Origin of the sequence: Motilimonas thetidivivens (genome assembly GCF_046452435.1) — a bacterium.
GTDB lineage: Bacteria > Pseudomonadota > Gammaproteobacteria > Enterobacterales > CBDFNC01 > Motilimonas.
Window position 1 is genome coordinate 155,893 of record NZ_JBKFDK010000005.1, and the last position, 26,261, is coordinate 182,153.

The window sequence follows — 26,261 nt, forward strand, 5'->3', positions numbered from 1 at the left end:
TATAATAACGCGTTTTCACTGATGCGAAATAGTCGCATTAAGTAAATGCAAAAAGATAAGCAGTAGAGATAGATCATGCCGATTTATGAATATCGCTGTCAGGCTTGTGAGCATGAGTTAGAAAAACTCCAACGCATCAGCGACGACCCTTTAAAGGATTGTCCAGAGTGCAACGAGCCTGCATTAACTAAGCTAATTTCAGCGCCAGGATTTCGCTTAGGCGGCAAAGGCTGGTATGAAACCGATTTTAAAACCGGTAACAAAAAGAATTTAGCAGCGAAAGAATCTTAATTTTTTGCTGGGTGATTGAAGCCAATCACCAGCAGCAACTGAACCAAACCTAGAATAGGAACGAACAAGCATGCGCACCCTATATTGCGGCGAAGTAAACGAACAACATATTGAACAACAAGTAGAATTAGTAGGCTGGGTAAACAAGCGTCGCGATTTAGGTGGCGTTATTTTCCTTGATTTGCGTGATCGCGAAGGCCTAGTACAAGTGGTTTACGATCCCGATTTAGCCGAGGTGTTTGAGCGTGCAAGCAGCTTGCGCAGTGAATTTTGTGTCAAGGTGACAGGTAAGGTGCGTCCACGTCCACAAAGCCAAGTAAATAAAGACATGCGCACTGGCGGCATTGAAATTTTAGGTACCGAGCTGGAAATTCTAAGCAAATCAGCGCCGCTGCCACTATCACTGGATAACTATCAGAACAACAGTGAAGAGCAGCGCCTAAAGTATCGCTACCTTGATTTGCGCCGTCCTGACATGGCGGAAAAAATTAAGTTTCGTGCTCGCGTGACCAGCTCAGTGCGTCGCTTCCTTGATGATAATGGTTTCCTAGATATCGAAACACCTATGCTAACCAAGGCTACGCCGGAAGGGGCGCGTGACTACTTAGTACCAAGCCGTACCCATAACGGTCGTTTTTTTGCGCTGCCACAATCACCACAGCTATTCAAGCAATTGTTGATGATGGCAGGTCTTGATCGTTACTACCAAATTGTTAAGTGTTTCCGCGACGAAGACTTACGCGCCGACCGTCAACCTGAGTTTACCCAAATCGATATCGAAACCTCATTTATGAGCGCCGAGCAAGTGATGACGGTTACCGAGTCGATGATCCGTCAGCTGTTCCAAGACTTGCTGCAAGTGGATTTAGGTGAGTTCCCGCGCATGACTTACGCCGAAGCGATGCGCCGTTTTGGCTCTGACAAGCCAGACTTACGTAACCCAATGGAATTAGTCGACGTTGCGGACTTACTGAAAGACGTTGAATTCCAAGTGTTCTCAGGCCCTGCTAACGATGAAAAAGGCCGCGTCGCGGTTTTATGTGTACCGGGCGGAGCGTCACTTTCGCGCAAGAACATTGATGACTACGGTAAGTTTGTCACCATTTATGGCGCTAAGGGCTTAGCTTGGATCAAGGTGAATGAAGTGGCTAAGGGCGCTGACGGTATTCAATCTCCGATTGCTAAGTTCTTAACCCCTGAAATTATTGCCGCAATACTTGAGCGTACTAATGCCAAAGACGGTGACATCATTCTATTTGGTGCAGATAAAGCCAACGTGGTTGCTGAAGCCATGGGTGCACTGCGTTTGAAAGTGGGTGAAGATTTAGGCCTAACCAAAGACGAATGGAAGCCGTTGTGGGTTGTTGATTTCCCAATGTTTGAAGAGCTACCAAACGGTGACTTAACGCCGCTACACCACCCATTTACATCGCCGACTGGCTTAACCGCTGAAGAGTTGGAAAAAGATCCGGCTAATGCCTTATCTGATGCATACGATATGGTGCTTAACGGCTGTGAATTAGGCGGTGGTTCGGTGCGTATTTACGACCAAAAAATGCAAGCGACTATCTTCCGTATCTTAGGCATTAGCGATGAAGAAGCCGAAGAGAAGTTTGGTTTCCTACTTGAAGCCTTGAAGTTTGGTGCGCCGCCACATGCCGGCCTAGCTTTTGGTTTAGACCGCTTGGTGATGCTGATGACAGGCGCTAGCTCAATCCGTGATGTGATGGCGTTCCCGAAAACCCTCACCGCGGCATGTCCATTAACCAATGCACCGGGTTACGCTAACCCAGCTGCTTTAGATGATTTAGGTATTGAAGTCGTTAAATCGGCAGAGCCAGAATCAGACCAAGCTGAAGGTTAATCGCGTGAAGCGCCCTGAGTCTGTATTAGTTGTGATTTACACTAAGCAGGGCAGGGCGTTACTGCTTCGGCGCTTAGATGATGATCAGTTTTGGCAATCCGTCACGGGCAGCTTAGAAGATGGCGAAACGCCCTACCAAGCGGCCGTACGCGAGGTGCTTGAAGAAACTGGCATCGATATTGAAGTGCTAAATTTACCCTTGTTAGATCTAGCAAGACAAGTCAGATATGACATTCGCCCATTATGGCGCAAGCGTTATCCGCCTGGGGTAACCACCAACTTAGAACATCAATTTACCTTAGTTCTACCTGATACGTGCGATATTCAACTTAGCGAACACAGCGAATTTAAATGGTTGCCATTGAACCAAGCAGTTTCATTAGCCAGTTCGGCCACTAATCGTCAGGTACTACTTGAACTAACTCAATAACTCGGAGGCTAATATGGCAGGTCACAGTAAATGGGCCAATATCAAGCACCGTAAAGCGGCACAAGATGCCAAACGCGGTAAAATTTTCACTAAACTGATCCGCGAGTTAACCGTGGCATCACGTGAAGGTGGCTCAGATCCCGATTCGAATCCAAGATTGCGCGCTGCAATCGACAAAGCCCTGTCTAATAACATGACGCGAGACACGGTCGATCGCGCGGTGAAACGCGGTGCAGGTGAGCTGGATGGTCAAGAATTAGAAACCATTATCTATGAAGGTTATGGCCCTGGCGGCACCGCCGTGATGGTAGAAACCATGACGGATAATCGCAATCGCACCGTGGCCAGTGTGCGTCATGCCTTTAGTAAAGCCGGTGGCAATTTAGGTACCGACGGCTCGGTTGCTTATTTATTTGAGAAAAAAGGGGTGATTGCCTACGGCGAAGAGGTTGATGAAGATCAGCTGATGGAAGCCGCCCTTGAAGCCGGCGCGGAAGATGTGATCAGCCATGATGATGGTTCATTTGAGGTTTACACAGCACCCGAAGACTTTGGCTCGGTGAAAGATGCCCTCGATGCCTGTGAACTGGTTGCCCTTAACGCAGAAGTGACCATGGTGCCATCGACTAAGGCTGAGCTGGATCTTGATACCGCACCTAAGTTTATGCGTCTAATCGATATGCTCGAAGATGATGACGATGTACAAGAGGTTTATCACAACGGTGATATATCCGATGAAGTCGCCGCTAGCTTGGAATAAACTAGTCAGATAAAGACATAAGGGGCGTCAGGCTCCTTTTTTTATGTCACTTTTTACAAGGCAAATTAATGGCGTTAATTTTGGGGATCGACCCCGGCTCAAGGATCACAGGTTTTGGTTTAGTACGGCATCTGCATGGCAAATTTGAATATGTGATGAGCGGGTGTATTCGCACTCAAGGAGACGAGCTAGCGCCCAGATTGCACACGATATACAACGGCATCACGGAAATCATTTTGCAATACAAGCCAGATCAGTTTGCGATTGAGCAAGTGTTTATGGCGAAAAACCCTGATTCGGCGTTAAAGCTGGGTCAAGCTCGCGGTGTGGCCATCGTTGCCGCAACCAATCAGGCACTGCCTGTGGCTGAATATTCGGCGCGGCAAATCAAACAAGCCGTGGTTGGCACGGGCGGCGCTAAAAAAGAGCAAGTGCAGCATATGGTGCAGCACATCCTCAAGCTAGATGGGACTCCACAGGCGGATGCGGCCGATGCGTTAGCGGTGGCCATGTGTCATGGCGCGACGCAAAGTAGCTTGATAGCCATGGCGGGTAAGGTGCGCAAAACCGTGCGTGGCCGCTTACGGTAAGTGTAAAAATGGAAAAATATCTGGATGTTTATCCAGTTGTTTTTTATCCTAGCGTTTTTGCAAAGACAGGGTAAAGGTCGTGATTGGAAGACTCAGAGGCATCATAATAGACAAGCAAGCACCGGAAATTTTAATAGAGGTGGCTGGGGTAGGATATGAAGTCCAACTGCCGATGAGCTCGTTTTATCATTTGCCTGAGCCGGGCCAAGAAGCGATTGTTTACACCCATTTTGTGGTGCGTGAAGATGCCCAGTTACTGTATGGCTTTACCGACAAATTAGAACGCGCCATGTTTCGCGAGTTAATTAAAGTTAATGGTGTCGGGCCAAAATTAGCTTTGGCTATCTTATCTGGCATGACGGCCAATCAGTTTGTGCAATGTATTGAAGATAATAACGTAACCGGTTTGGTGAAGTTGCCGGGGGTGGGTAAGAAAACCGCAGAGCGCTTGCTGGTGGAGATGAAAGATCGCCTTAAGGGTTGGGTTGGGGCTGATTTATTCAATCCAGCTATGCCTGTTACAACGGGCAGTGAAAGCGGTGTGAGTGCTACGGATGAAAAGAGCGAAGCCATTGGTGCGCTGATTTCCCTTGGTTATAAAGCCGCTCAAGCCGAGAGCATGGTTAAACAAGTTTACACTGACGGCGCTAGCTGTGAGAGCTTGATCCGTGATGCTTTAAGAAGCATGGCCTAATAACCCTAGTTAGCAACTATAGTTAGCAACCATCGCCTGCAACCAAAAACTAAGTCTCTAATAAATAAGCAGTGAATATATCATGATAGAAGCGGATAGACTGATTAGCAGTAGCGCCACCTTACAAGAAGAGGTGGTTGATCGCGCCATAAGACCCAAACTGCTACAGGACTATACGGGTCAAGAGCAAGTTAAGAGTCAGATGGAGATCTTTATTGAGGCGGCCAGACGGCGTCAAGAAGCCCTCGACCACCTGTTGATTTTTGGTCCACCGGGGCTGGGGAAAACCACCTTAGCCAATATTGTGGCCAACGAGTTGGAGGTGAATATTAAAACCACCTCTGGCCCGGTATTAGAAAAAGCGGGCGATTTAGCCGCCTTACTGACTAATTTAGAGCCTAATGATGTTCTGTTTATTGATGAAATTCATCGCCTTAGCCCTATGGTAGAAGAGATCCTCTATCCCGCCATGGAGGATTATCAGCTCGACATTATGATCGGCGAAGGCCCAGCGGCGCGCTCAATTAAACTAGATTTACCGCCATTTACCTTGATTGGTGCGACGACCAGAGCGGGCTCGCTCACATCGCCTCTGCGCGATCGGTTTGGCATAGTACAACGCCTTGAGTTTTATGATGTGACTGCGCTGACCTCGATTGTTGAGCGTAGCGCTCACTTTTTGGCGCTTAACATGGACAGAGAAGCCTGTGTTGAAGTGGCCAGACGCTCGCGTGGTACGCCGCGTATTGCTAACCGTTTATTACGTCGGGTACGTGATTACGCCGAGGTGAAACACGCCGGTGTGGTTAATCAAAGCGCCGCTAAAGCAGCCTTAGATATGTTGGAAGTAGATAACCAAGGTTTTGATTTAATGGATAGAAAGTTACTTGAAGCCATTATTGATAAATTTATGGGCGGGCCAGTTGGGTTAGATAACCTAGCTGCAGCCATAGGTGAAGAGCGTGAAACCATCGAAGATGTGCTTGAGCCGTATTTAATTCAACAAGGCTTTTTACAACGCACACCGCGAGGGCGAATTGCCACCGACCGAGCCTATGATCATTTGGGATTTGATAAACCAAGTCGCAATTAACAAGCTGCAGATGGCTTAAACCCCTGATGGGATTTTGTTGTTAGAGGTTGTTAATTGTTTTTACACAAGATCCCCATCGAATATGAATCTTTTTTTATTTGCGGTCAGGTCAAATAAATTTTAGGCTGTAAGTCGTATTCTATTGGCTAAAGCTCGGTTATATTGGCGCCAAATTTTCTGAGCCATGTATGATTAGCTTATGGCTCTTGATTGCTAATGCAGAACTTCGCAGGGGAAGCATTAGCGCAAGCAAAGATTGATAGAGGAGAATCATTTAGTGCACGCAGATATGTCGTTTATTGGCTTGATTTCACAAGCTAGTTTTTTGGTAAAAGCGGTAATGCTGATGTTGCTTGCTATGTCGTTAGCGTCTTGGACGATTATTTTCCAGCGCAATAAGGCATTAAAAGCGGCGCTAAAAGCGGTAAACCGTTTTGAAGACAGATTCTGGTCTGGCATTGATTTATCTAAGCTTTATCAAGAGAGTGCGGTGCGCCGCGATTCACTCCAAGGCAGTGAAAAATTATTCCATGCAGGGTTTAAAGAATACATTCGCTTGCACAAATCTGTGGGAAGAACCCCTGAAACCGTTATGGAAGGGACATACCGTGCAATGCGCGTCACCTTGTCTCGTGAAATTGACGAACTTGAATCTTCACTGCCTACCTTGGCGACCATAGGCTCAATCAGTCCTTATATCGGTCTATTTGGTACGGTGTGGGGGATCATGACAGCCTTTATCGCCTTAGGTGAGGTGCAACAAGCCACATTAAGTATGGTTGCGCCTGGTATCGCCGAAGCCCTTATCGCTACCGCCATGGGATTATTTGCGGCGATCCCCGCCGTTATTGCATACAACCGCTTTTCTCATCAGGTAGGCCGATTAGAAAACAGCTATGCTAACTTTATGGAAGAGTTTACTTCTATCTTGCAACGTCAATCCATGAGCGAGCAGGGGAGCCAAGCATGATGCATGGCGGTTACCAACGTAAACATCGACGCCCAGTTGCTGAAATAAACGTAGTCCCTTACATCGACGTGATGCTGGTATTGCTGATTATTTTTATGGCGACAGTACCTATCATTACCCAAGGGGTTAAGGTCGACTTACCGCAAACCGCCGAAGCGGAATCCTTATCCGAAGATTCTAAACCACCACTGGTGGCCTCGGTGGATATTGATGGCAACTACTTTCTTGACGTGGGCGATAACAGTGAAACGGCATTGTCAGACAGTGAACTGACAACCATGGTGCAAGCGCACCTGCAACTCGAGCCGGGAGTGCCGGTCGTGGTCAAAGGCGATGGCGCGGTTGCTTATGAGCAAGTTGTTAGATTAATGGTGTTATTACAACAAGCTGGGGTGCCGTCTGTTGGCCTTATGACTCAGCCACAAGAACAAAAATAGCAGGGAAAGCCGTGAAGTCTCGATTTGGGGTACCTTTTATTATTGCCTGTGCGCTGCATGTAGTATTACTGCTGGTGTTTATTATTGGCATTGATTTTAAAAAAGAGCCTACACCACCGCCATCGGGATCAGCGATCAATGCCGTGGTCGTTGATCAGTCTGTGGTTGATGCGCAAGTAAGCAAGATTAAGCAACGTGAAGCCGAAAAAAGAAGAGAAGAGGCTGAGCGTATCGCGGCTGCCAATGAAGAGCTAGAGCGGGTGAAAGAGCTTGCTGAGCAAGAGCGTGAGCGACAATTGGCAGAGCAGAAAAAAGTAGAAGAATTAGAAAAACAACGGGCGGCGAAAGAACAAGAGCGTATTGCTGCCGAGCAAGCCGCTGCGGCGGCTGCTGCCGAGGTTGCAGCAAAACAAGCCGAGCAGAAGTTAGCCGAAGAGGCAGCCCTTGAAGCGCAGCGTGTGCAACAGCAAAAAGAAGCTGAACGCAAAGAGGCTGAGCAAAAAGCCCTGCAAGCCGAGCAAGCACGCAAGGAAAAAGAAGCACAGCGAAAAGCAGCAGAAGAAGCCGCCGCGAAAGCGGCTGCTGAGCAAAAAGCCGCTGAAGAGGCTGCCAAAAAAGCCGAGGCTGAGAAGCAGCGTAAGTTAGAAGAGGCTCGTAAGGCCGAGGAAGAAAAAAAAGCAGCCGAAGAAGCGGCCAAACAAGCCGAAGCTGAGAAAAAACGCCAGCAGGAAGAGGCCCGCAAAGCAAAAGAAAAAGCAGAGAAAGAAGCCGCAGAGCGTGCGCGTCAAGCAGAGGAAGCCAAGCGTAAAGCCGAGCTAGAAGCGTTAATGGCTGCTGAGTTTGCCGCGGAACAAACCAGTGCTTTAACGTCGCACCAGCTATCGGAAAAGGATAAATACACGGCGCTAATTAAAAGTAAGGTAGAGCGAAACTGGCACGTTGAATCAGGCTGGAAAGGCAAGCATTGCTTACTTAATATCCGTTTGACCAATAGTGGTTTAGTGATTGGCACCAAGCGGGTTGAAGGGGATGCTCAGGTTTGTCGTTCGGCAATCGCGGCGGTTAACCGAGCTAATACTTTACCTGTACCTAAGGATCCAGCTGTGTTAGCTGAATTTAAAGATTTTAATTTGCGTTTAGAGCCATAAGTTAAAGGCAATCAAGGAACCTTGTTATCATGAAAATGAAACTGTTTTTATTCATCGGATTATGGCTAGCGCTAGCGACAAGTGCGCAAGCCAAATTAGAAATAGTCATCACCGAAGGTGTTGATGGTGCGCGCGTGGTGGGCATCTCCCCGTTTAAATTTGAAGGCGAAGGGGCTGTGCCAGAAGATTTAGCCAGTATCGTCAGTACGGATTTAATGCGCAGCGGTAAGTTTAATCCTGTCGCTAGAGACAAAATGCCGCAAACGCCTGCAAACAGCAGTGAAGTCGACTTTAAGGCATGGGCTGCATTGGGAGCAGAAGCGGTGGTAACGGGCGTCGTCACCATGACTGAGCCGAATAAGTACCAAGTGACCTTTGAACTGGTTGATGTGATTGCTGGTCAAACTCAAAGTGCAAGCTATGTGCTAGATAAGCGTCGTAGCGTGGTTAATCAAAATCAAATGCGTCAATACGCCCACCGTATTAGCGACCTAGTGTATGAAAAACTCACCGGCGAAAAAGGCGCGTTTTTGACTCGCATTGCCTACATTGCGGTAGACCCAACCGATGAGTTTCCTTATCAGCTGCGCATTGCGGACTATGATGGTTTTGGTGAAAAAATGGTGGTGCGCTCGCAGCAACCTTTGATGTCGCCTTCATGGTCACCCGATGGCCGTCGTTTAGCTTATGTGAGTTTTGAAAACAACCGCTCACAAATCTATATCCAAGATATTTTTACTCAAGAGCGTACCCAGTTGACTTCGTTTCCGGCTATCAATGGCTCGCCAAAATGGTCGCCAGATGGCCAGCAAATGGCGATGGTATTGTCTAAGGATGGCCAACCCGATATTTATGTGATGAATATTCGCACCCGCGACCTTAAACGCGTGACATCACACCGTGCTATTGATACCGAGCCAAGCTGGGCGCCGGATGGTAAGTCGCTCATTTTCTCTTCGGAGCGGGGTGGTAAACCACAAATTTATCGAGTAGATTTAGCCACCAACGAGACCAAGCGGATGACTTGGGAAGGCGAGATGAACTTAGGCGGTTCATTTACTTTCGATGGCAAAAGCTTAGTCATGGTGAGTCGAAATAACGGCCAATATCAAATTGCTCGTCAAGATATTGACACGGGTGATTTACAGGTTTTGACCACATCAAGTTTAGATGAGTCGCCCAGTATTGCGCCCAATGGCAGCATGATAATTTATAGCACGATTTATGGTGGTAAAAAGAATCTCGCCTTGGTTTCAATGGATGGTCGTTTTAAAGCGAAACTACCTGCTCGTAGCGGTGAGGTAAGGGCACCGGCATGGTCGCCTTACTTAAATTAATCAAATCCAAAATTACAGGAACAATGTATGGAATTTAACAAAGTATTAAAGGGCATAGCAATTTCACTACCTTTAATGGCGCTAGCTGCGTGTAGCTCTAATCAATCAGCAACAGAAGATGAAAGCACTCAAGTCGATACCAGTATTGAAGGTGCCAATGGTGCTAACGGTGGCAACGGTGTTGATACCGAAGTGATTGCACCCATCGATATGACGTTTGAAGAGCAATTGGCGGCTAAATACGGCCAAGCTATCCTAGAAAACACCATTAGCTTCGCGTACGACCAATCAGAAATTGCACCTGAATACCGTCAAGTATTAAATGCGCATGCGCAGTATTTGGTTGAATCACAAAAATCAGTGATCATTGAAGGCCACACTGATGAGCGTGGTACACCAGAATACAACATTGCATTAGGTGAGCGCCGTGCGTTATCTGTGGTGCGTTACCTACAAAGTATGGGTGTACCTGCATCACAGCTAAGTACAGTGAGTTACGGCGAAGAGAAACCCGTTAACTTTGCTCATTCAGAAGCGGCTTATGCTGAGAACCGTCGCGCAGTACTAGTTTACTAAGGGGACCCCCTCTGGTTATGAGAAAAATTATGAAAACGGCCATGTTAATGGCCGTTATTTCGACAAGTTATCACGCTTTTGCTGCCGCTCCCGTTAAGGATGTTCGTGCCGCTGGGGCATCGGGCGATCTAGAAACGCGTTTAGCAACACTTGAGCGGATGCTAGATGCACGCAATCAAATGCAATTTGATATTCAACAGCAGCTGAATCAGTTACAGCGCGAAATGAATACACTGACTGGTACAATTGAAAAGCAAAACTACAAGATTGAACAGATCCAAACCAGACAGCGCGAACTATACCAAGAAATTGATACCAAGCTGGCACAACCTGCCGTGGTTGAAGCTGAGCAGCCTAGTGAGGTCGAAGCTGCGGCCCCTGCTGATGAGAAGCAGGCCTACCAAGCGGCAGTGAATCTGGTGCTGCAGGATAAAAAGTACGATGAAGCCATCAGTGCGTTTAAAGGGTTTATCCAAACATATCCCGATTCAAGCTATTCGGCCAACGCTCACTACTGGTTAGGGCAGTTATTGTTCAATGCACAGCAGCATGAAGCTGCTAAGGTAGAATTTGATATAGTTGCGACAAAATATGCCGATTCGACTAAACGCGCCGAAGCTTTACTAAAAAGCGGCATTATTGCCGAGTACCTAGGTAACAAATCCGAGGCGATATCGCTATATCAGTCGGTGATTTCTGAATACCCGGGATCGGCTTCAGCAAACCTAGCCGAGCCACGTTTAGCTGCACTAAAATAAAAAAAAAGTATTTTATGGCTGCTTATTTAGCTAGTTTGTTGGTTTAGTAGGCAGTCAGGAAAAAAAATACATTTTTAAGTTGCACTGGGTTTATAAATCCGTAATATAAGCCGCCGTTGCCTAGGCGGCTGTGAAAGCCCTTAGCAAACGATGTTAGCCACACAAAAATGATTGTGTGCCACGCAATATGCGTACTTGGGTTGTTAGCTCAGTTGGTAGAGCAGTTGACTTTTAATCAATTGGTCGAAGGTTCAAATCCTTCACAACCCACCACATTCAAGTATCAGCAAGCGCTGTTACAGTGTTATTACCAACACACTCAGTAAGAGTAAATGGTAAAAAAAATTTGGGTTGTTAGCTCAGTTGGTAGAGCAGTTGACTTTTAATCAATTGGTCGAAGGTTCAAATCCTTCACAACCCACCAGAACAAAGCAAGCGGACATGCTGAACGGCAGATAGAAAAAATTTGGGTTGTTAGCTCAGTTGGTAGAGCAGTTGACTTTTAATCAATTGGTCGAAGGTTCAAATCCTTCACAACCCACCAAACTTTAAAATGGCGCTAATGCGCTGATACAATTCGGGTTGTTAGCTCAGTTGGTAGAGCAGTTGACTTTTAATCAATTGGTCGAAGGTTCAAATCCTTCACAACCCACCAAACTTTAAAATAGCGCTAAAGCGCTGACACAATTCGGGTTGTTAGCTCAGTTGGTAGAGCAGTTGACTTTTAATCAATTGGTCGAAGGTTCAAATCCTTCACAACCCACCAAACTTAAAATAGCGCTAGAGCGCTGACACAATTCGGGTTGTTAGCTCAGTTGGTAGAGCAGTTGACTTTTAATCAATTGGTCGAAGGTTCAAATCCTTCACAACCCACCATTTCTTAACCCCGCAATGCGGGGTTTTTTCGTTTTTACTGTCATGGTTTTTCTGCTCATCGCGTGTATAATACCGCCCCACTAGATCTCGTATAAACGTGGACAGCAAATGAGCCAAATTGAGCAAGCAATCCTAGAATCTGATTATCCTTTTCCACCTAAGCCAGCAGTGCTAAGTGAAGCAGAGCGTGAAGCGTATAAAGCGCGGATCAAAGCCTTATTGATCGAAAAAAATGCGGTACTCATTGCTCACTATTATACCGATCCTGAGATCCAAGCCTTGGCAGAAGAAACCGGCGGCTATGTTGCTGATTCTTTAGAAATGGCACGCTTTGGTCGAGATCACCAAGCTGACACCCTGATCATTGCCGGGGTTAAATTTATGGGTGAAACGGCCAAAATTCTTACACCACATAAGAAAGTTCTGATGCCAACTCTAGAAGCGACTTGTTCACTGGATCTAGGCTGTCCAGTCGACAAATTTTCTGCTTTTTGCGACCAACATCCAGATCATACCGTGGTGGTATATGCCAATACGTCGGCTGCGGTTAAAGCCAGAGCAGATTGGGTGGTCACATCCGCTATCGCATTGGATATTGTTGAGCACCTAGACAGTGAAGGCAAAAAAATCATTTGGGGGCCAGATCGTCACTTAGGTGCCTACATTGAAAAGCAAACGGGCGCTGAAATGCTGATGTGGCAGGGCGCGTGTATTGTGCATGATGAGTTTAAAGCTAAAGCCCTTAAAGACATGAAAGCGGTTTATCCCGATGCGGCAGTATTAGTGCATCCAGAATCGCCTGCCAATATTGTTGAACTTGCTGATGCAGTGGGCTCTACTAGTCAACTTATTAAAGCTGCGCAAACCTTGCCACATAAGAAACTTATTGTGGCAACCGATCGTGGTATTTTCTACAAGATGCAACAAGCATGTCCGGATAAAGAGATGATTGAAGCCCCTACAGCGGGCAGTGGCGCAACATGTCGTACTTGTGCTCATTGTCCTTGGATGGCCATGAATGGTCTACAAGCGATTGAAAAGTCGCTATTAGACGCAACGGGGCATGAAGTATTTGTTGATCCTGAGTTGGCTAAGCAAGCAATGATCCCACTTGATCGCATGCTGTCTTTTGCTGCCAATAACAAGTAATCACTTAATATTGTTTGAGTTAAAATAAAAAGGGCCGGATGGCCCTTTTTTAATGCGTTGTAAACCTGATTAACCTGAGCTTTGGTTAAGCTATATTGTATGAGTAATCCGCAAAAACGCGGTGAGTATGTCCTTATACGCTCTGCGTTTTCATCCCTGAAAACGAAGCTTTGCTACTTATTCATACCATATCTGTTTGAAATACTTTTAACCAAAGCTGAAGTTGATTAGTTAATGGTGGTGCTTAAAATATGGCTTTCACCAGGTGCAACGGTGACCGCATTACCTGTGATGGCCGCCTCTAAGCACAACATGGTTTGATAGCCGTCATCCGGCATATCAGCCATGCTTTTAGCGCCTTCAATCCAAGGTGTCCATGCAACTATCGTGTCATGGCCTTGGCTGATGATGTTCAGTTCGCGGCTAAGGCCTTGGTCGGCGAGTTTGACGGTATCAGTTGGCTCAATGTAAAGAGAGTCGACTGGGCCTGATAAGGTCAGGCTTGGCGCTGCATTTTTGATTGTTCGATTATCTAGGCTGTCGATGTAGGTTGGACCTAATCCCGTGACTTCAACTTGCTCTGGCGCAGAAATATTAAGATAGGTATGTAACGCCGCTAAGTATTGCAGTGGCTGAGTGCCGGTATTTTTTGTGGCCAAGCTAAGGGTTAAGCTTTTTGCTATGGTGGCCGTTAAGGTTAATTCAAACTGATAAGGCCACAATGCTTGAGTTTTAGGGCTATCACTTAGTTTGAATGAAATGACGACGCCATCTTGGTCTTCACTGATTTCTCCTAATTGCCATAGGCTATTGCGGGCAAAGCCATGAGCAGGTAAACCTTCACCAAGAGCCGCAGCTGGTGCACCAAACCAAGGCCAGCAGATAGGCACGCCGCCACGGATTGCTTTGCTATTATCAAAAATAGCTGTTTTACTTAACCAGATTGCTGGCGCTTGGTCTTTGGCTTGGAAATGAAGTAAGTGAGCGCCATGAAGGGTAAAACATGCCTGAGCCTCAGCGTGGTTTATACTCACAAATTCCACACCATTACCATCTACCATAAGTTGCACAGATGGGGACAGATCTCGTTTTGACGTTAAATTTAGATGGTCTATCATAAAACCTCATATAGCATTGAAAATTATGCTTTAATTGTTAGTTGATAAAAAAGACAATGATGGATTAAGCTATTGACGTCATCATTCTACCAGCCACACGTCGACTCGGCAGTAGGCGAGACGAGGCTTTGTTTGTTTTAAATCAAACTCTAACAGAGTTTCTGGTGGTGCTTTTTAGCCAGTAACGTTGCGAGTGATGTTAATACGAAGAACTACGTTTGTGCCTAGCGTTTTTTTGTCAGTGCGTAATATAAGCTCCATCTTTACGCGTTATTTTTAAATTATTATGGCCAGCGTCCAAAAAATGGGAGTGGTATGTCAGAGAGTCTACTTGCAAATCTTGCTAGCATGAAGGGAATTGATCCCAATTATACCGATGCGTGGGGTAATCAAACTCAGGCCAGCCCAGAGGTTGTGTCTCGCATTCTTAATGCGATGGGGTGTAATACCTCACCTGAGCATCTTGCTGGTGAGGTGGCTGATGCGTTAAAGGAGCATTGGCTGTCCAGCTTAGCGCCAGTTATTTTGGCTTACCAACAAGAGCCGTTGCAACTTGAACTTAAATTGCCGATTGAATTTGTAGCCGAAACCTTAAGCTATGAGATTGAAACCGAGTCCGGTGAAATCCTCAAAGGGTCATTTTGCCCGGTTGATGGGCAGTTGCTGGCGGTTGAACACATTAATGAGGTTGAGTTTCAAGCTTATTCGGTCACCTTGCCATTGATGTTAGAGCTTGGCTATCACGATTTACGCATTTTTGATCAACACGTTGAAGATGCATTGGGTATCAGTCGAATTATTATCGCCCCTCGAGCTTGTTATACCCCAGCAAATGTTGCCGCAGGTAAACGCCTGTGGGGAGTGAGTGTTCAGTTATACGGCATTCGCAGTGAGACGAACTGGGGTATAGGTGACTTTTCCGATCTAAAACACTTGTTAGCCCATATTAAGCAGCAAGGCGGGGATTTTGTCGGCTTAAATCCGATCCATTCTTTGTATCCGATGATGCCCAAAAACGCCAGCCCTTATAGCCCTTCATCGCGCCAATGGCTAAATATTATTTATATTGATGTTAGCTGTTTACCTGAGTTCAAAGCCAGCAGCGCCGCGCAAGCATTATTCAATAGCCGCGATTTTCAAGACAAACTTAACTATGCCCGCGTGGTTGAAGATGTCGATTATGAGCTTGTTCATGAATTAAAGCTCAGTGCATTAAAGTTGAGCTATCAGCAGTTTAAAGCCGAATTAATGAGTAATAGTGCGAGAGCAAATGCCTTTAATCAATTTGTTAAAGACAAGGGCGATGCCTTAATGCAGCAAGCCGTGTTTGATGCGCTGCATGAATACTTAATTCAGCAAGATAGCCACGCTTGGGGTTGGCCAGCGTGGCCGCAGGAGTTACAAGACTATCACAGTGCTGGCGTTCAACAATGGCGTCAACAACACCCAGATGAAATCCAATTTTGGGCTTATTTACAATGGCTAGCCGATGAGCAATTAAGCCAAGCTCATGAGCATGCCAAGGCCCTTGAAATGGAAATTGGAATTTACCGTGACTTGGCGGTAGGCGTGGCTTCTGGTGGCTGTGAAATTTGGGCAAACAAACAAGATTATTGTGTCCAAGCCACCGTTGGTGCACCGCCGGATGTGCTTGGCCCCCTTGGCCAAAACTGGGGCTTGCCACCATTAGATCCTTCACAGCTAGTTGAGCGTGGTTTTGCAGCTTTTATCAAGTTACTGCAAGCCAATATGCAAGCTTGTGGGGCCTTGAGAATCGATCATGTGATGGCGCTGTTGCGATTATGGTGGGTGCCAGCTGGAGAAAGTGCAGCACAAGGGGTGTATGTCTACTACCCAGTTGAAATCATGTTGGCAATACTCGCCTTAGAAAGCCAACGTAATCAGTGTTTGATCATAGGTGAAGATCTTGGCACTGTGCCTGATGGCATGGGTGAGTTACTGGAAAATGCCGGCGTTTATTCTTACCGAGTCTTTTGTTTTGAGACCGCCGAAGATGGCGGTTATATCTCACCTTCTTTATACCCAGCTCAAGCAATGGCGACCGTGGTAACCCATGATATGCCAACCTTACGCGGTTACTGGCATTGTGATGATCTTACCTTAGGTAAAACTTTGGGACTATATCCGACCCAAGAGCTTGTTGATCAACTGATGGCCGATCGCCACAGCGCCAAACAACAAATGCTAAACAGTTTATTTGGGCATCAGGCTATTTCTGACCGGATATCAAATTGTGTTGACTTTGTTGGCATGGATCGAGAGTTAAGCTTTGGTATTCAACAACACCTCGCTCATGCTCGCTCTCGGTTGCTGAGTTTGCAACTGGAAGACTTTTTAGAAATGGATAAACCCGTCAATGTGCCAGGCACTAGTGATGAATATCCAAATTGGCGGCGTAAGTTAACTTGTAATCTGGAAGATATTTTTAATCAACCACAGATACAAACACTATGCCGTAACATCAGCTTAGCCCGCAGTATCGCAGCTGAATAATTGATACGCGCGCTGTGGGCATTTTGAAGCCCGCTGCGCGCGTTGCCATTAACTTTTTAGAGTACGTTATGACAACAACTTCAAAACCAGCTAAAAAAACAACCCGTGCCGCTGCTAAGCCAAAAGCCGCTGCGAAAAAAACCACTGCGACAAAACGAGCAACCCGCTCATCTGAAGTAACTAAGACAACAAAAACAGCGGCTCAAGCGAAACAAGCGCCAGTGACGAAAGCGGCTTCAACCAAGGCGTCAGCTAACCAACATCCTCTACTTACCCCGCTTGAAGGGGCTTGCTTGAATCAACCGTTTGAGCATTTGGGTTTGCTGCCACAAGCCAAAGGCTATTTGTTAAGAGCTTGGTTACCAGAAGCAACGCAAGTTGAGGTGTTTGCTTTTGGCGAAGAGCAAGCTTTGGCGCAACTTAGCCGTGTTGGAGAAGCCGGTTTATTTGAACTAGCACTGCCTGATATTGATGCGCCTTTTAATTATCGTTTGCAGGCCACTTATGCCAATGGCGCTGCGCATCGTTTTATTGACCCTTATCAGTTTCATGAGCAAGCCTACCAGGGGCTAAGCACCATGACTCATCGGCCACAAAATCTGTATCAAGTGTTAGGTGCCCAATTAACCGAGCTTGAACTCAATGGTGAAGTTATCAGTGGGACGCGTTTTGCGGTATTTGCGCCAAGTGCAACAAGTGTTAGCTTGATTGGTGATTTTAACCATTGGGATGGCCGTAGACATCCAATGCAACGCAGTTTGTGTGGTCACTGGGTATTGTTTGTCCCTGAGCTAGGCGCAGGTGAAAGATATAAATATGAGCTAAAAGACCCTCTCGGTAATCGCTTGCCACATAAAGCGGATCCTGTGGGCTTTTCGGCCGAGCAGTATCCTTCTCATTGTTCTGTGGTTTATGATCACAACCAATATCAATGGCAAGATGCTCAATGGATCCAATCGCAGCAAAATGATAAGCGCTACAGCGCCATGAATATTTACGAAGTGCACTTGGGCTCATGGCGTCGCAAGCCAGATGATAGCAAAGGCAGTCGTTACTTAACTTACGATGAGCTGTCGATTGAGCTGGTTGAGTATGTCAAGGAGATGGGGTACACCCACATTGAGGTGATGCCGGTATCTGAATTTCCGTTTGACGGTTCATGGGGCTATCAGCCAGTGGGAATGTTTGCGCCAACGAGTCGCTTTGGTAACCCAGATGCCTTTAAACACTTTGTTGATACCTGTCATCAACATGGTATTGGTGTCATTATTGACTGGGTGCCGGCTCATTTCCCATCAGACCCACATGGTTTAGCTCGCTTTGATGGCACGCCACTGTATGAATATGAAGATCCCCGCCGTGGTTGGCATCCTGATTGGAACTCTTACATTTATGATTTTGGCAACGACAATGTGCGCCAGTTTTTAGTGGCCAGTGCATTGTTTTGGTTAGACAAATTCCACGTTGATGGGTTACGCGTTGATGCGGTTGCATCCATGTTGTATTGGGATTATTCGCGTAACGAAGGTGAATGGGTGCCTAATGTCGATGGTGGCAATCATAACTATGAGGCCATCAGCTTACTTAAGTGGTTTAACGAAGAAGTGTATCAGCAATACCCTCATGCCATGACTATTGCCGAAGAATCCACCGCTTTTGCCGGTGTGTCTAAACCTACCTTTGAAGGCGGTTTAGGTTTTGGCTTTAAGTGGAATATGGGCTGGATGCATGACTCGCTTGAGTATATGTCTAAAGACCCTATGTACCGTAAGTATCATCATAACGAAATGACCTTTTCTATGGTCTATCACTACAATGAGCATTTTATTTTACCGCTATCCCATGATGAGGTGGTACACGGCAAGCAGTCTTTATTAGGCAAAATGCCAGGGGATGAGTGGCAAGCGAGTGCTAACTTACGTGCTTATGCTGGCTTTATGTTTGCGCATCCCGGCAAGAAATTAAACTTCATGGGTAATGAAATAGCCCAGTCATTTGAGTGGAATCATAATGAGCAACTCGGATGGTGGCTACTGGAATACGATAAACACAAAGGGCACCAGCTACTTTGTAAAGATCTAGGGCATTTCTACCAATCTGAGCCAGCCATGTATGAGGCGGATTATCAACCACAAGGCTTCGTTTGGTTAGATCATCAAGATGGTGAGCATTCGATGTATGCCTTTATGCGTCAGAATTTGGATAAGACGCACCAGGTTGTTGTCGTCAGTAACTTTACTCCTGTGCCGCGTGAACATTACCGTTTAGGTGTACCTACAGCTGGTGACTATGAAATTGTGGTCAATACCGATAGTGAGTACTACTGGGGCAGTAATTATGATGCTGGAATTAACTTTCATGCTCAAGCCATCGCACATCAAGGTCAATCTCACTCAATTGAACTCAATGTGCCCCCGTTAGCGACGCTTTACATCCGTAAAAAGGCATAAAGATGAAACCTGTGTTAAGCCAAGTAGCAAGCCAAGATGCAACGTCTTTATCGTTACAAAGCATGCCGTTTCGGCAATTGGAGGGAAGGATTTTGCCCTTGGGGGCTGAGCTGACTGACGCAGGTTGTAACTTCTCGATTTACAGTAATTGCCACCGGATCTGGTTGGTACTATTTGATCAACATGAGCAGGAGCAAACGCGTTTTTTGTTAACCGAAAAACGCGGTAAATTTTGGTCCACCTTTATTCAAGGGGTCAAAGTTGGCCAGCTATATGGCTATATTGTTGAAGCCGACCACAACGTGAGGCAAAACGAAATAAACGAGAAGCTGCTAATCGATCCTTATGCCAAAGCCTTAAATAAGCCCGTGACATGGAGTAAAGAGGTGGAGTTTGCACCCAATGCCCATGTGATGGCCAAATCCGTTGTTGTGGATGATAGTTTTGATTGGCAAGGTGTGACTAAGCCAAATCTTAAGGCCAGCGAGATTATTCTGTATGAGCTTCATGTCAAAGGTTTTACTTGGCTTAATTCTGCTGTACCAAGTGATTTACGCGGGACGTATTTAGGATTAAGCCACCCGGCTGTAATAGCGCATTTAACAGCTCTAGGAATTAAAGCGGTGCAAATCATGCCCGTTGCCAGCTTTATGGCTGAGCCAAGGTTAATGGAATTAGGGCTGACCAACTACTGGGGCTATAACCCAGTTAACTTTTTCGCTCCCGACCCACGTTATGCAATCAAAGATGCCGTGAGCGAATTTAAAACCATGGTGCGTCAATTTCATCAAGCAGGTATTGAAGTCATCCTTGATGTGGTATTTAACCATACCGCAGAAGGCGGTGACGGCGGTCCAATACTTAGCTATAAGGGGCTTGCTGAAAACAGCTATTACTACTTTGAGCATGCAGATAATCCTGACATACCGACTCGCCATGCTAACTTTACCGGCTGTGGCAACACAGTGAATTTGGACTTACCTTGGGCATTAAAACTCACCCTAGATGCATTGCGTTATTGGTCCACTGAAATGCAAGTGGATGGTTTTCGCTTTGATTTAGCCGTGACTCTGGCGCGCGAAAGAGGCGCATTTGAGCCTTATAGCGCCTTTTTTAAAACCCTATTTCAAGATCCTATCCTTAGCCAAGCTAAGCTCATCGCTGAGCCTTGGGATATTGGTCCCGGTGGTTACCGATTAGGTCAATTTCCCAGCAATTGGTACGAATGTAACGACCGATATCGGGATAATATCCGTGCATTTTGGCGCGGTGATTCGGGGCAAATAGCTGAGTTTGCTACCCGTATTCTTGGTTCGCGTGACATCTTCCCTAAAAACAAACGCAGTATTCATACCAGTGTTAATTACATTTGTTATCACGATGGTTTCACGCTAGAGGACTTGGTGTCTTACGAGCATCGCCACAATCACGCCAATGGTGAAGAGAGCCGTGATGGCCATGGCCATAACTTATCCAGTAATAGCGGCGTAGAAGGGCCGAGCTTTGATCTTCAAGTGATCCAGCGCAGAGAGCAACGTAAGCGTAACCTCATTGCGACTTTGTTCTTATCCCAAGGCACTCCTCATTTTTTGGCTGGAGATGAAATGGGGAGAACTCAAGGCGGTAATAACAATGCCTATTGCCAAGATAATGCCGTGAGTTGGGTCGATTGGAATTTGTCTGATTTACAGCGCCAACAGCTAGCCTTCTGTAAGCAAATGATAAAGTTGCGTTTGCAATCCAGTATCTTTTCGCAATTGAGTTTGGCGGATGATGGTTTTCAAAATCAATCGGAAATTGTGCAGGCCCGATGGTATCACCCCGATGGCCATTTTATGCAAAAAAGCCAGTGGCATAGTGCTACCGCACAAGTGCTTCAGCTTGAGCTAGAATCCAATACCGAACATTGGTTATTGATTTTCAACGCCTCCGAATATGATGTTAGTGTGACGTTGCCAGAGCTAAAAGACACCCTAGTGAATTGGCAGTGTGTGTTTGATACATCGGTTAATGAGGGGCGGCTATGTGATCCAAACTGTGTAATGAGTCCGCGTAGCACCAGTCATGCTCATTCGTTAATGTTGCTCACCGCCAAAGAATTTAATCCTTTGTGATAACTTTTCTGGCGTTTCATTATAGCCTTCCCGCAGCGAGCTGCGGTCCTACATATAAGCCCGCTATAAAGCGGGCTTTTTCAATTCTTAAGAACTAATGCTTACTTAGAGATGTGAGCGATTAGATCTAGCACTTTGTTTGGGCTTAACATGAGTCCGATTTCGTTGTACAGCGAATGACAGGTACAAAAAAAACCGCCTAAGCGGGTTTTAAAATGCTAGCTTATCGCTACTAAGTATTAATTACTTAGAGATGTGAGCTATTAGGTCTAGCATTTGTTTGCGCTTAACATGAGTCCGATTTCGTTGTGCAGCGAATAACAGGCACAAAAAAAGCCCGCTATAAAGCGGGCTTATTCAATTCTTAAGAACTAATGCTTACTTAGAGATGTGAGCGATTAGATCTAGCACTTTGTTTGGGCTTAACATGAGTCCGATTTCGTTGTGCAACGAATAACAGGCACAAAAAAGCCCGCTATAAAGCAGGCTTATTCAATTCTTAAGAACTCATGCTTACTTAGAGATGTGAGCTGATTAGGCCTAGCACTTTGTTTGGGCTTAACATGAGTCCGATTTCGTTGTGCAACGAATAACAGGTACAAAAAAACCCGCCTAGGCGGGTTTTAAAATGCTAGCTTATCGCTACTAAGTATTAATTACTTAGAGATGTGAGCGATTAGGTCTAGAACTTTGTTTGAGTAACCGATTTCGTTGTCGTACCAAGATACAACTTTAACGAATTTGTCAGTTAGGGCAACACCTGCTTTCGCGTCGAATACAGAAGTTTGTACTTCGCCGATGAAGTCTTGAGAAACAACTTGGTCTTCAGTGTAACCTAGAACACCTTTTAGCTCGCCTTCAGAAGCTTCTTTCATCGCTGCACAGATTTGCTCGTATGTAGCAGATTCTTTAAGGTTAACTGTTAGGTCAACTACAGAAACGTTAGCAGTTGGTACACGGAAAGCCATACCAGTTAGTTTGCCGTTTAGCTCAGGAAGAACAACGCCTACAGCTTTAGCAGCACCAGTTGAAGATGGGATGATGTTTTGAGAAGCACCACGACCACCGCGCCAGTCTTTAGCAGAAGGACCGTCAACAGTTTTTTGAGTCGCTGTAGTAGCGTGAACAGTAGTCATTAGACCAGATTCGATACCGAACTTGTCGTTTAGTACTTTAGCTACTGGAGCTAGACAGTTAGTAGTACAAGAAGCGTTAGAAACGATGTCTTGGCCAGCGTAAGTGTCTTGGTTAACGCCCATTACGAACATTGGCGTAGCGTCTTTAGAAGGACCAGTAAGAACAACTTTCTTAGCACCTGCAGTGATGTGTTTACGTGCTGTTTCGTCAGTTAGGAATAGACCAGTTGCTTCAGCAACTACGTCAACACCGATTGCATCCCATTTTAGATCTTCTGGGTTACGCTCAGCTGTTACACGAACAGTTTTACCGTTAACTACTAGGTGACCGCCTTCAACTTCAACAGTACCGTTGAAACGACCGTGAGTTGAGTCGTACTTAAGCATGTATGCCATGTAATCTACGTCGATTAGGTCGTTAATACCTACAACTTCGATGTCGTTACGCTCTTGTGCAGCGCGGAATACAAAACGTCCGATACGACCGAAGCCGTTGATACCTACTTTAATAGTCATCTTTTAAGATCCTTACAGGTTTGTTTATCTGGAAACTGTGGTGATACTACCTAAATCAAAGAGTGTTAAACTTGATTCGTATCAAACTTACGCCTTTGATGTTAAATCCTTTCATTTGAAATATTCAAAATGGCAAAAAGTGCTGTTTTTGCCGCTTTTTGATATTGCATTTCGTTATTTTCCTACATTAGTTCATATTGGTTTTAACAACAAGTGTTAATTTTGTTGCATAATTAGTGAGCGATTTACAAAAATCTAACTCAGCTAACCTTCACACCAACCTTTACCTATGAACCAGAAGGAATCTGAAAGAAAGTAACAATAAGTTAGTAAAATTACATAATTAGGACAAAATTTAAGGCAAAAAGGGGGTTTTTGCAAGTTTTTTTACAAGGTGAAATAAGTTTTAGGACTAATCCGACCCAAGAAATGTTACGTAATTACTTATGTACAAAGGTATATTTTGTGTATTGGTTGAGGTGTATGCCAGTTACTAGGTAAAATATCCTTTATTTGGCGGAATCACCCTCCGTTTTCGATGCACTATCACATGATGAGCTTTAAATTATGACAAAATCGATAGAATATTGGCGCAATAAGCTGACTCCGGAGCAGTTTCACATCTGCTTTGAAAAAGGCACCGAAGCCCCGTTCAGCGGAGGTTTGCTCCATAACAAAGACACCGGTGTATATCACTGTGTGTGTTGTGGGCAATCATTGTTTGCATCGGAAAATAAGTTTGATTCTGGATGTGGCTGGCCTTCTTTTGATGAATCAATTCAGGGGGCCATTCGTTATCTGGAAGATAATAGCCATGGCATGCAGCGAGTGGAGGTGCAGTGCAGTCAATGTCATGCTCACTTAGGTCATGTGTTTGACGATGGACCTACATTAACCCATAAACGTTACTGTATTAATTCGGTGAGTATGAAGTTCACTGAACAAGATTAAATGGGGACTGTGTTGCTTTAACTCATTAGTGAGTAAAGCAACACTCAACTTAAGTGCGTAAGGTTTAGCGACACTAAAACGTAAAGCTTGCGTCCTTAGGCACAAAAGTTCCGTCGGTTATTTTTTCTGCTAGCTCCTTGGCAAGCGTATCTAGTTTCTGTTTCTCTTCTTCACTAAATACTTGATAGCGCTCTAATGTTTGTAAGCTGACATTCTTCTTGCCAAGCTGTTTAGCGACTTGCATCCAAATATAAGTCTCAGGATAGCGTTTTTCTTGTAGGTTTAATGTGGTCAGCGAGTCATAGATACTTTCAGGCGGCAACTCACCTTTATAGTTACTGATCGCGCGATAGAGCAATTTAGCGGTTTTGTCTGGATCGCGTTCAAAATAGTAACTGGCCATTGCTAATGCTAGCTCCGGCTCATCAAGAGCAGGGGAATCTTCTATCGCCATAAACCGCGCTTTGGCTTCTTGATTGCCGTGAACTCGCCAATGATAGTAAGCAAGGTGAGGCTCATTAGAATTGATGGTTTCTTGTTCAAGGCGTTGAATTTCATTTTCGGCAGTAATTAATGCATTCACGCGCCCGGTTTTCTTATCTTTGTAAATTATTGGCTCAACCTGTGCTGCGCGTTCAATACATGTCTTATAAGACTTAAAATCACGAAGCAGATGGTATTTGGCAAGGTCGGTATCAATCTCAGGGTTCGTTTGTTCTTTGCGACTACGAATGACATTGGTGCGCTCTTCTTTACACCAACCGTCATCGGTATTGAGATCACTACAAAGCTCTGGAGTATTACTGCAAACTTCTTTGATATTGATTTTTTGCTCGCAGCCTGATGCCATAAAAAGCAAGGGAAGGACGAGAAAGGTTAAGCGTTTCGACATGAGTTTTGCCATCTTACTGATTGATATAACGAAGTTGCCCAAGGCAGCAACGTCTTATTTATAGCTTTAATGATAACCTAAGAAATTTGATTGTGACCATTTTAACTTCAAATCTGCTAACAAGCTGGCATTAAAACAATCTCAGGTGATTTCAACGCTTGTTTAGGGCATGATAGCGTGATAGCAACAGCAGTCACTATGGATGTAATCAATATGTCGTTAGAGCAACTAGTCGCCAATCTTAGCCCTGAAATTTATGAGCGTTTGAGAACCGCCGTCGAAACTGGCAAGTGGTTTGATGGCAACCCGTTAACCGAAGAGCAAAAGGCGTATGCTTTACAAGCCGTTTTTGCTTGGCAAGCTCACCATAATGAGCAACCTGAGCACTTCACCGTAGCCAAAGGTGGTGAAGTGCACATGAAGAGTAAATCAGAGTTAAAACAGCAATATAAGCAAAAAATCGAGATAACTCAGCAGGATTAATCCGGGCTTAATTCACCGCGTAGACTGAGCTGCATGCTTGCTTTTAGCTGCTCAAAACTGCCGTTTTGGCTAAGCAGTGCATGCAGTTTCGCTAACGCGGCCTCCTTAGTCATATCTGCCCCGCTGATCACGCCTGCTCGAGCTAGGGCGTTACCTGTGGCATAGCCGCCCATATTCACCTTGCCTTTGATGCACTGGGTGAGATTTACCACCAAAATTTCTCGTTGATGAGCCTGATCAAGTAATTCAAGTAGCGCACTATCTTGCGGCGCATTCCCAACGCCATAACTGAGCAAAATCAATGCTTTTACTGGTTGCTTTAGCATATTGGCTACGACTAAGGATGAGATCCCAGGGTAGAGCGTAATAATACCAATAGGTTGAGGGGTGATTTGCACCACTTTTAATTTGGAATCCGTTGGTGGCAGCAATGAGCCAGCAACCACGCGAATATTAATACCCACATCCAATAAGGGGTCAAAGTTAGGCGAAGCAAAGGCTTCAAAGCCATCGGCATGAACCTTGGTCGTTCGATTACCGCGAAACAGCTTGTTATTAAAAAACAAACTGACTTCTGGAATCGGGTAGTTGGCTGCAATAAAAAGTGCATTAAGAAGATTACGTTGGCCATCGGAGCGAAGCTCGGTGAGGGGAATTTGCGAGCCGGTGACGATGACCGGCTTGGCCAGATTTTCCAGCATAAAAGACAAGGCACTGGCGGTAAACGCCATGGTATCTGTGCCATGTAAAATCACAAAACCATCGTATTCTTGGTAGTTTGCTGCAATATCATCGGCAATGCGCTGCCAATCATCAGGGCACATATCCGATGAATCGATTAAGGGCGTGTATTCATGGATGGTGAAATTTGGCATTTCGTCACGGTAAAATTCAGGCATGTTCGCAATATTTTGCGCTAATGCCCCAGCGACCGGAATATAACCTCGAGTAGAGCGCTGCATACCGATGGTTCCACCTGTGTAGGCAACGTAAATGGACTTTTTAGCCAACATCTTATCTCTTGCTAAAACAATTTATGGTCTAAGTATATACCCAATCAACCGGAAGATGCATGCTTCAGAGCGCCGCCGTAGGCACGCAAATACAGGAATGT

At 45.5% G+C, this 26,261-nt stretch carries 23 protein-coding genes and 6 tRNA genes; 25 read left to right on the plus strand and 4 right to left on the minus strand.

Annotated features, from left to right (window positions below; all coding sequences use genetic code 11):
* Nucleotides 1-75 precede the first annotated feature (75 nt).
* The 20 genes from ACK8OT_RS05990 (at nucleotide 76) to nadA (ending at nucleotide 12,973) form a co-directional block, all read left to right on the plus strand.
* On the plus strand, nucleotides 76-291 hold the full coding sequence (locus tag ACK8OT_RS05990; protein WP_410195589.1) for an FmdB family zinc ribbon protein: 216 nt from the start codon (nucleotides 76-78) through the stop codon (nucleotides 289-291).
* 70 nt (nucleotides 292-361) lie between these two features.
* A complete protein-coding gene (gene aspS, locus ACK8OT_RS05995) occupies nucleotides 362-2,155 on the plus strand; it encodes an aspartate--tRNA ligase (RefSeq protein WP_410195590.1) in 1,794 nt (597 codons plus the stop codon).
* Between the two features lie 4 nt (nucleotides 2,156-2,159).
* Nucleotides 2,160-2,585, plus strand: a complete 426-nt coding sequence (nudB, locus tag ACK8OT_RS06000) for a dihydroneopterin triphosphate diphosphatase (protein ID WP_410195591.1) — start codon at nucleotides 2,160-2,162, stop codon at nucleotides 2,583-2,585.
* Nucleotides 2,586-2,598: 13 nt separating this feature from the next.
* Nucleotides 2,599-3,345, plus strand: coding sequence for a YebC/PmpR family DNA-binding transcriptional regulator (locus ACK8OT_RS06005; RefSeq protein ID WP_410195592.1), 747 nt, complete (start codon nucleotides 2,599-2,601; stop codon nucleotides 3,343-3,345).
* A 68-nt stretch (nucleotides 3,346-3,413) separates the two neighbouring features.
* The gene (ruvC, locus tag ACK8OT_RS06010) at nucleotides 3,414-3,935 is read left to right on the plus strand and encodes a crossover junction endodeoxyribonuclease RuvC (protein WP_410195593.1); all 522 of its coding nucleotides are present in this window, start codon (nucleotides 3,414-3,416) and stop codon (nucleotides 3,933-3,935) included.
* 79 nt (nucleotides 3,936-4,014) lie between these two features.
* On the plus strand, nucleotides 4,015-4,629 hold the full coding sequence (gene ruvA, locus ACK8OT_RS06015) for a Holliday junction branch migration protein RuvA (protein WP_410195594.1): 615 nt from the start codon (nucleotides 4,015-4,017) through the stop codon (nucleotides 4,627-4,629).
* An 82-nt stretch (nucleotides 4,630-4,711) separates the two neighbouring features.
* The gene (gene ruvB / locus ACK8OT_RS06020) at nucleotides 4,712-5,722 is read left to right on the plus strand and encodes a Holliday junction branch migration DNA helicase RuvB (RefSeq protein ID WP_410195595.1); all 1,011 of its coding nucleotides are present in this window, start codon (nucleotides 4,712-4,714) and stop codon (nucleotides 5,720-5,722) included.
* A gap of 289 nt (nucleotides 5,723-6,011) precedes the next feature.
* Entirely contained in the window at nucleotides 6,012-6,692 is a 681-nt protein-coding gene (tolQ, locus tag ACK8OT_RS06025; RefSeq protein ID WP_410195629.1) for a protein TolQ, read from the plus strand.
* Nucleotides 6,692-7,129 (plus strand): protein TolR, encoded by a 438-nt coding sequence (tolR, locus tag ACK8OT_RS06030; protein WP_410195630.1) that lies wholly within the window; start codon nucleotides 6,692-6,694, stop codon nucleotides 7,127-7,129. Before tolQ ends, tolR begins: the two co-directional genes overlap by 1 nt.
* An 11-nt stretch (nucleotides 7,130-7,140) precedes the next feature.
* Nucleotides 7,141-8,277, plus strand: coding sequence for a cell envelope integrity protein TolA (gene tolA, locus ACK8OT_RS06035; protein ID WP_410195596.1), 1,137 nt, complete (start codon nucleotides 7,141-7,143; stop codon nucleotides 8,275-8,277).
* A 29-nt stretch (nucleotides 8,278-8,306) separates the two neighbouring features.
* Complete coding sequence (gene tolB, locus ACK8OT_RS06040) at nucleotides 8,307-9,614, plus strand: Tol-Pal system beta propeller repeat protein TolB (protein WP_410195597.1); 1,308 nt, start codon at nucleotides 8,307-8,309, stop codon at nucleotides 9,612-9,614.
* Between the two features lie 27 nt (nucleotides 9,615-9,641).
* Nucleotides 9,642-10,190 carry a peptidoglycan-associated lipoprotein Pal gene (pal, locus tag ACK8OT_RS06045; RefSeq protein ID WP_410195598.1) on the plus strand — a complete coding sequence of 183 codons (549 nt, stop codon included), beginning with the start codon at nucleotides 9,642-9,644 and terminating at the stop codon, nucleotides 10,188-10,190.
* Nucleotides 10,191-10,219: 29 nt separating this feature from the next.
* Nucleotides 10,220-10,948 carry a tol-pal system protein YbgF gene (gene ybgF / locus ACK8OT_RS06050; protein WP_410195599.1) on the plus strand — a complete coding sequence of 243 codons (729 nt, stop codon included), beginning with the start codon at nucleotides 10,220-10,222 and terminating at the stop codon, nucleotides 10,946-10,948.
* A 197-nt stretch (nucleotides 10,949-11,145) separates the two neighbouring features.
* A tRNA-Lys gene (locus ACK8OT_RS06055) sits at nucleotides 11,146-11,221 on the plus strand.
* Between the two features lie 75 nt (nucleotides 11,222-11,296).
* Nucleotides 11,297-11,372, plus strand: a tRNA-Lys gene (locus ACK8OT_RS06060).
* Nucleotides 11,373-11,416: 44 nt separating this feature from the next.
* Nucleotides 11,417-11,492 (plus strand) — tRNA-Lys (locus ACK8OT_RS06065).
* Between the two features lie 35 nt (nucleotides 11,493-11,527).
* Nucleotides 11,528-11,603: transfer RNA gene (locus ACK8OT_RS06070), tRNA-Lys, on the plus strand.
* A gap of 35 nt (nucleotides 11,604-11,638) precedes the next feature.
* Nucleotides 11,639-11,714, plus strand: a tRNA-Lys gene (locus ACK8OT_RS06075).
* A gap of 34 nt (nucleotides 11,715-11,748) precedes the next feature.
* A tRNA-Lys gene (locus ACK8OT_RS06080) sits at nucleotides 11,749-11,824 on the plus strand.
* A gap of 108 nt (nucleotides 11,825-11,932) precedes the next feature.
* Complete coding sequence (gene nadA, locus ACK8OT_RS06085; RefSeq protein ID WP_410195600.1) at nucleotides 11,933-12,973, plus strand: quinolinate synthase NadA; 1,041 nt, start codon at nucleotides 11,933-11,935, stop codon at nucleotides 12,971-12,973.
* 227 nt (nucleotides 12,974-13,200) lie between these two features.
* On the opposite strand, the gene ACK8OT_RS06090 is transcribed toward nadA, so the two are convergent.
* On the minus strand, nucleotides 13,201-14,091 hold the full coding sequence (locus ACK8OT_RS06090) for a D-hexose-6-phosphate mutarotase (RefSeq protein ID WP_410195601.1): 891 nt from the start codon (nucleotides 14,089-14,091) through the stop codon (nucleotides 13,201-13,203).
* Between the two features lie 315 nt (nucleotides 14,092-14,406).
* Here ACK8OT_RS06090 and malQ point away from each other — a divergent pair, with 315 nt between their 5' ends.
* From malQ to glgX, 3 genes are all read left to right on the plus strand, one after another.
* The gene (gene malQ, locus ACK8OT_RS06095; RefSeq protein ID WP_410195602.1) at nucleotides 14,407-16,605 is read left to right on the plus strand and encodes a 4-alpha-glucanotransferase; all 2,199 of its coding nucleotides are present in this window, start codon (nucleotides 14,407-14,409) and stop codon (nucleotides 16,603-16,605) included.
* A 68-nt stretch (nucleotides 16,606-16,673) separates the two neighbouring features.
* Nucleotides 16,674-19,055 (plus strand): 1,4-alpha-glucan branching protein GlgB, encoded by a 2,382-nt coding sequence (gene glgB, locus ACK8OT_RS06100; RefSeq protein ID WP_410195603.1) that lies wholly within the window; start codon nucleotides 16,674-16,676, stop codon nucleotides 19,053-19,055.
* A 2-nt stretch (nucleotides 19,056-19,057) separates the two neighbouring features.
* Nucleotides 19,058-21,169, plus strand: coding sequence for a glycogen debranching protein GlgX (gene glgX / locus ACK8OT_RS06105; protein ID WP_410195604.1), 2,112 nt, complete (start codon nucleotides 19,058-19,060; stop codon nucleotides 21,167-21,169).
* Between the two features lie 656 nt (nucleotides 21,170-21,825).
* Here glgX and gap read toward each other — a convergent pair.
* Entirely contained in the window at nucleotides 21,826-22,821 is a 996-nt protein-coding gene (gene gap, locus ACK8OT_RS06110; protein ID WP_410195605.1) for a type I glyceraldehyde-3-phosphate dehydrogenase, read from the minus strand.
* Between the two features lie 567 nt (nucleotides 22,822-23,388).
* Between gap and msrB the strand changes: the two genes are divergently transcribed.
* Nucleotides 23,389-23,772, plus strand: a complete 384-nt coding sequence (gene msrB / locus ACK8OT_RS06115; RefSeq protein ID WP_410195606.1) for a peptide-methionine (R)-S-oxide reductase MsrB — start codon at nucleotides 23,389-23,391, stop codon at nucleotides 23,770-23,772.
* 73 nt (nucleotides 23,773-23,845) lie between these two features.
* Here msrB and ACK8OT_RS06120 read toward each other — a convergent pair whose 3' ends face one another.
* Nucleotides 23,846-24,664, minus strand: a complete 819-nt coding sequence (locus ACK8OT_RS06120) for a DUF2989 domain-containing protein (protein ID WP_410195607.1) — start codon at nucleotides 24,662-24,664, stop codon at nucleotides 23,846-23,848.
* A gap of 198 nt (nucleotides 24,665-24,862) precedes the next feature.
* On the opposite strand from ACK8OT_RS06120, the gene ACK8OT_RS06125 reads away from it, so the two are divergent.
* Entirely contained in the window at nucleotides 24,863-25,147 is a 285-nt protein-coding gene (locus ACK8OT_RS06125; protein WP_410195608.1) for a YeaC family protein, read from the plus strand.
* Here the strand turns inward: ACK8OT_RS06125 and ansA are convergent.
* Complete coding sequence (gene ansA, locus ACK8OT_RS06130) at nucleotides 25,144-26,157, minus strand: asparaginase (RefSeq protein ID WP_410195631.1); 1,014 nt, start codon at nucleotides 26,155-26,157, stop codon at nucleotides 25,144-25,146. The genes ACK8OT_RS06125 and ansA overlap by 4 nt on opposite strands.
* Nucleotides 26,158-26,261 lie beyond the last annotated feature (104 nt).

Bases quoted from the DNA above. Each gene is read 5' to 3' on its own strand.
- aspS (WP_410195590.1), top strand. From the start codon at position 362: ATGCGCACCCTATATTGCGGCGAAGTAAACGAACAACATATTGAACAA.
- ACK8OT_RS06120 (WP_410195607.1), bottom strand. From the start codon at position 24,664: ATGTCGAAACGCTTAACCTTTCTCGTCCTTCCCTTGCTTTTTATGGCA.
- nadA (WP_410195600.1), top strand. From the start codon at position 11,933: ATGAGCCAAATTGAGCAAGCAATCCTAGAATCTGATTATCCTTTTCCA.
- pal (WP_410195598.1), top strand. From the start codon at position 9,642: ATGGAATTTAACAAAGTATTAAAGGGCATAGCAATTTCACTACCTTTA.
- glgX (WP_410195604.1), top strand. From the start codon at position 19,058: ATGAAACCTGTGTTAAGCCAAGTAGCAAGCCAAGATGCAACGTCTTTA.
- msrB (WP_410195606.1), top strand. From the start codon at position 23,389: ATGACAAAATCGATAGAATATTGGCGCAATAAGCTGACTCCGGAGCAG.
- ACK8OT_RS06090 (WP_410195601.1), bottom strand. From the start codon at position 14,091: ATGATAGACCATCTAAATTTAACGTCAAAACGAGATCTGTCCCCATCT.
- ybgF (WP_410195599.1), top strand. From the start codon at position 10,220: ATGAAAACGGCCATGTTAATGGCCGTTATTTCGACAAGTTATCACGCT.
- ACK8OT_RS06005 (WP_410195592.1), top strand. From the start codon at position 2,599: ATGGCAGGTCACAGTAAATGGGCCAATATCAAGCACCGTAAAGCGGCA.
- ruvC (WP_410195593.1), top strand. From the start codon at position 3,414: ATGGCGTTAATTTTGGGGATCGACCCCGGCTCAAGGATCACAGGTTTT.
- gap (WP_410195605.1), bottom strand. From the start codon at position 22,821: ATGACTATTAAAGTAGGTATCAACGGCTTCGGTCGTATCGGACGTTTT.
- ACK8OT_RS06125 (WP_410195608.1), top strand. From the start codon at position 24,863: ATGGATGTAATCAATATGTCGTTAGAGCAACTAGTCGCCAATCTTAGC.
- tolB (WP_410195597.1), top strand. From the start codon at position 8,307: ATGAAAATGAAACTGTTTTTATTCATCGGATTATGGCTAGCGCTAGCG.
- malQ (WP_410195602.1), top strand. From the start codon at position 14,407: ATGTCAGAGAGTCTACTTGCAAATCTTGCTAGCATGAAGGGAATTGAT.
- glgB (WP_410195603.1), top strand. From the start codon at position 16,674: ATGACAACAACTTCAAAACCAGCTAAAAAAACAACCCGTGCCGCTGCT.
- tolR (WP_410195630.1), top strand. From the start codon at position 6,692: ATGCATGGCGGTTACCAACGTAAACATCGACGCCCAGTTGCTGAAATA.
- ruvB (WP_410195595.1), top strand. From the start codon at position 4,712: ATGATAGAAGCGGATAGACTGATTAGCAGTAGCGCCACCTTACAAGAA.
- tolQ (WP_410195629.1), top strand. From the start codon at position 6,012: ATGTCGTTTATTGGCTTGATTTCACAAGCTAGTTTTTTGGTAAAAGCG.
- ACK8OT_RS05990 (WP_410195589.1), top strand. From the start codon at position 76: ATGCCGATTTATGAATATCGCTGTCAGGCTTGTGAGCATGAGTTAGAA.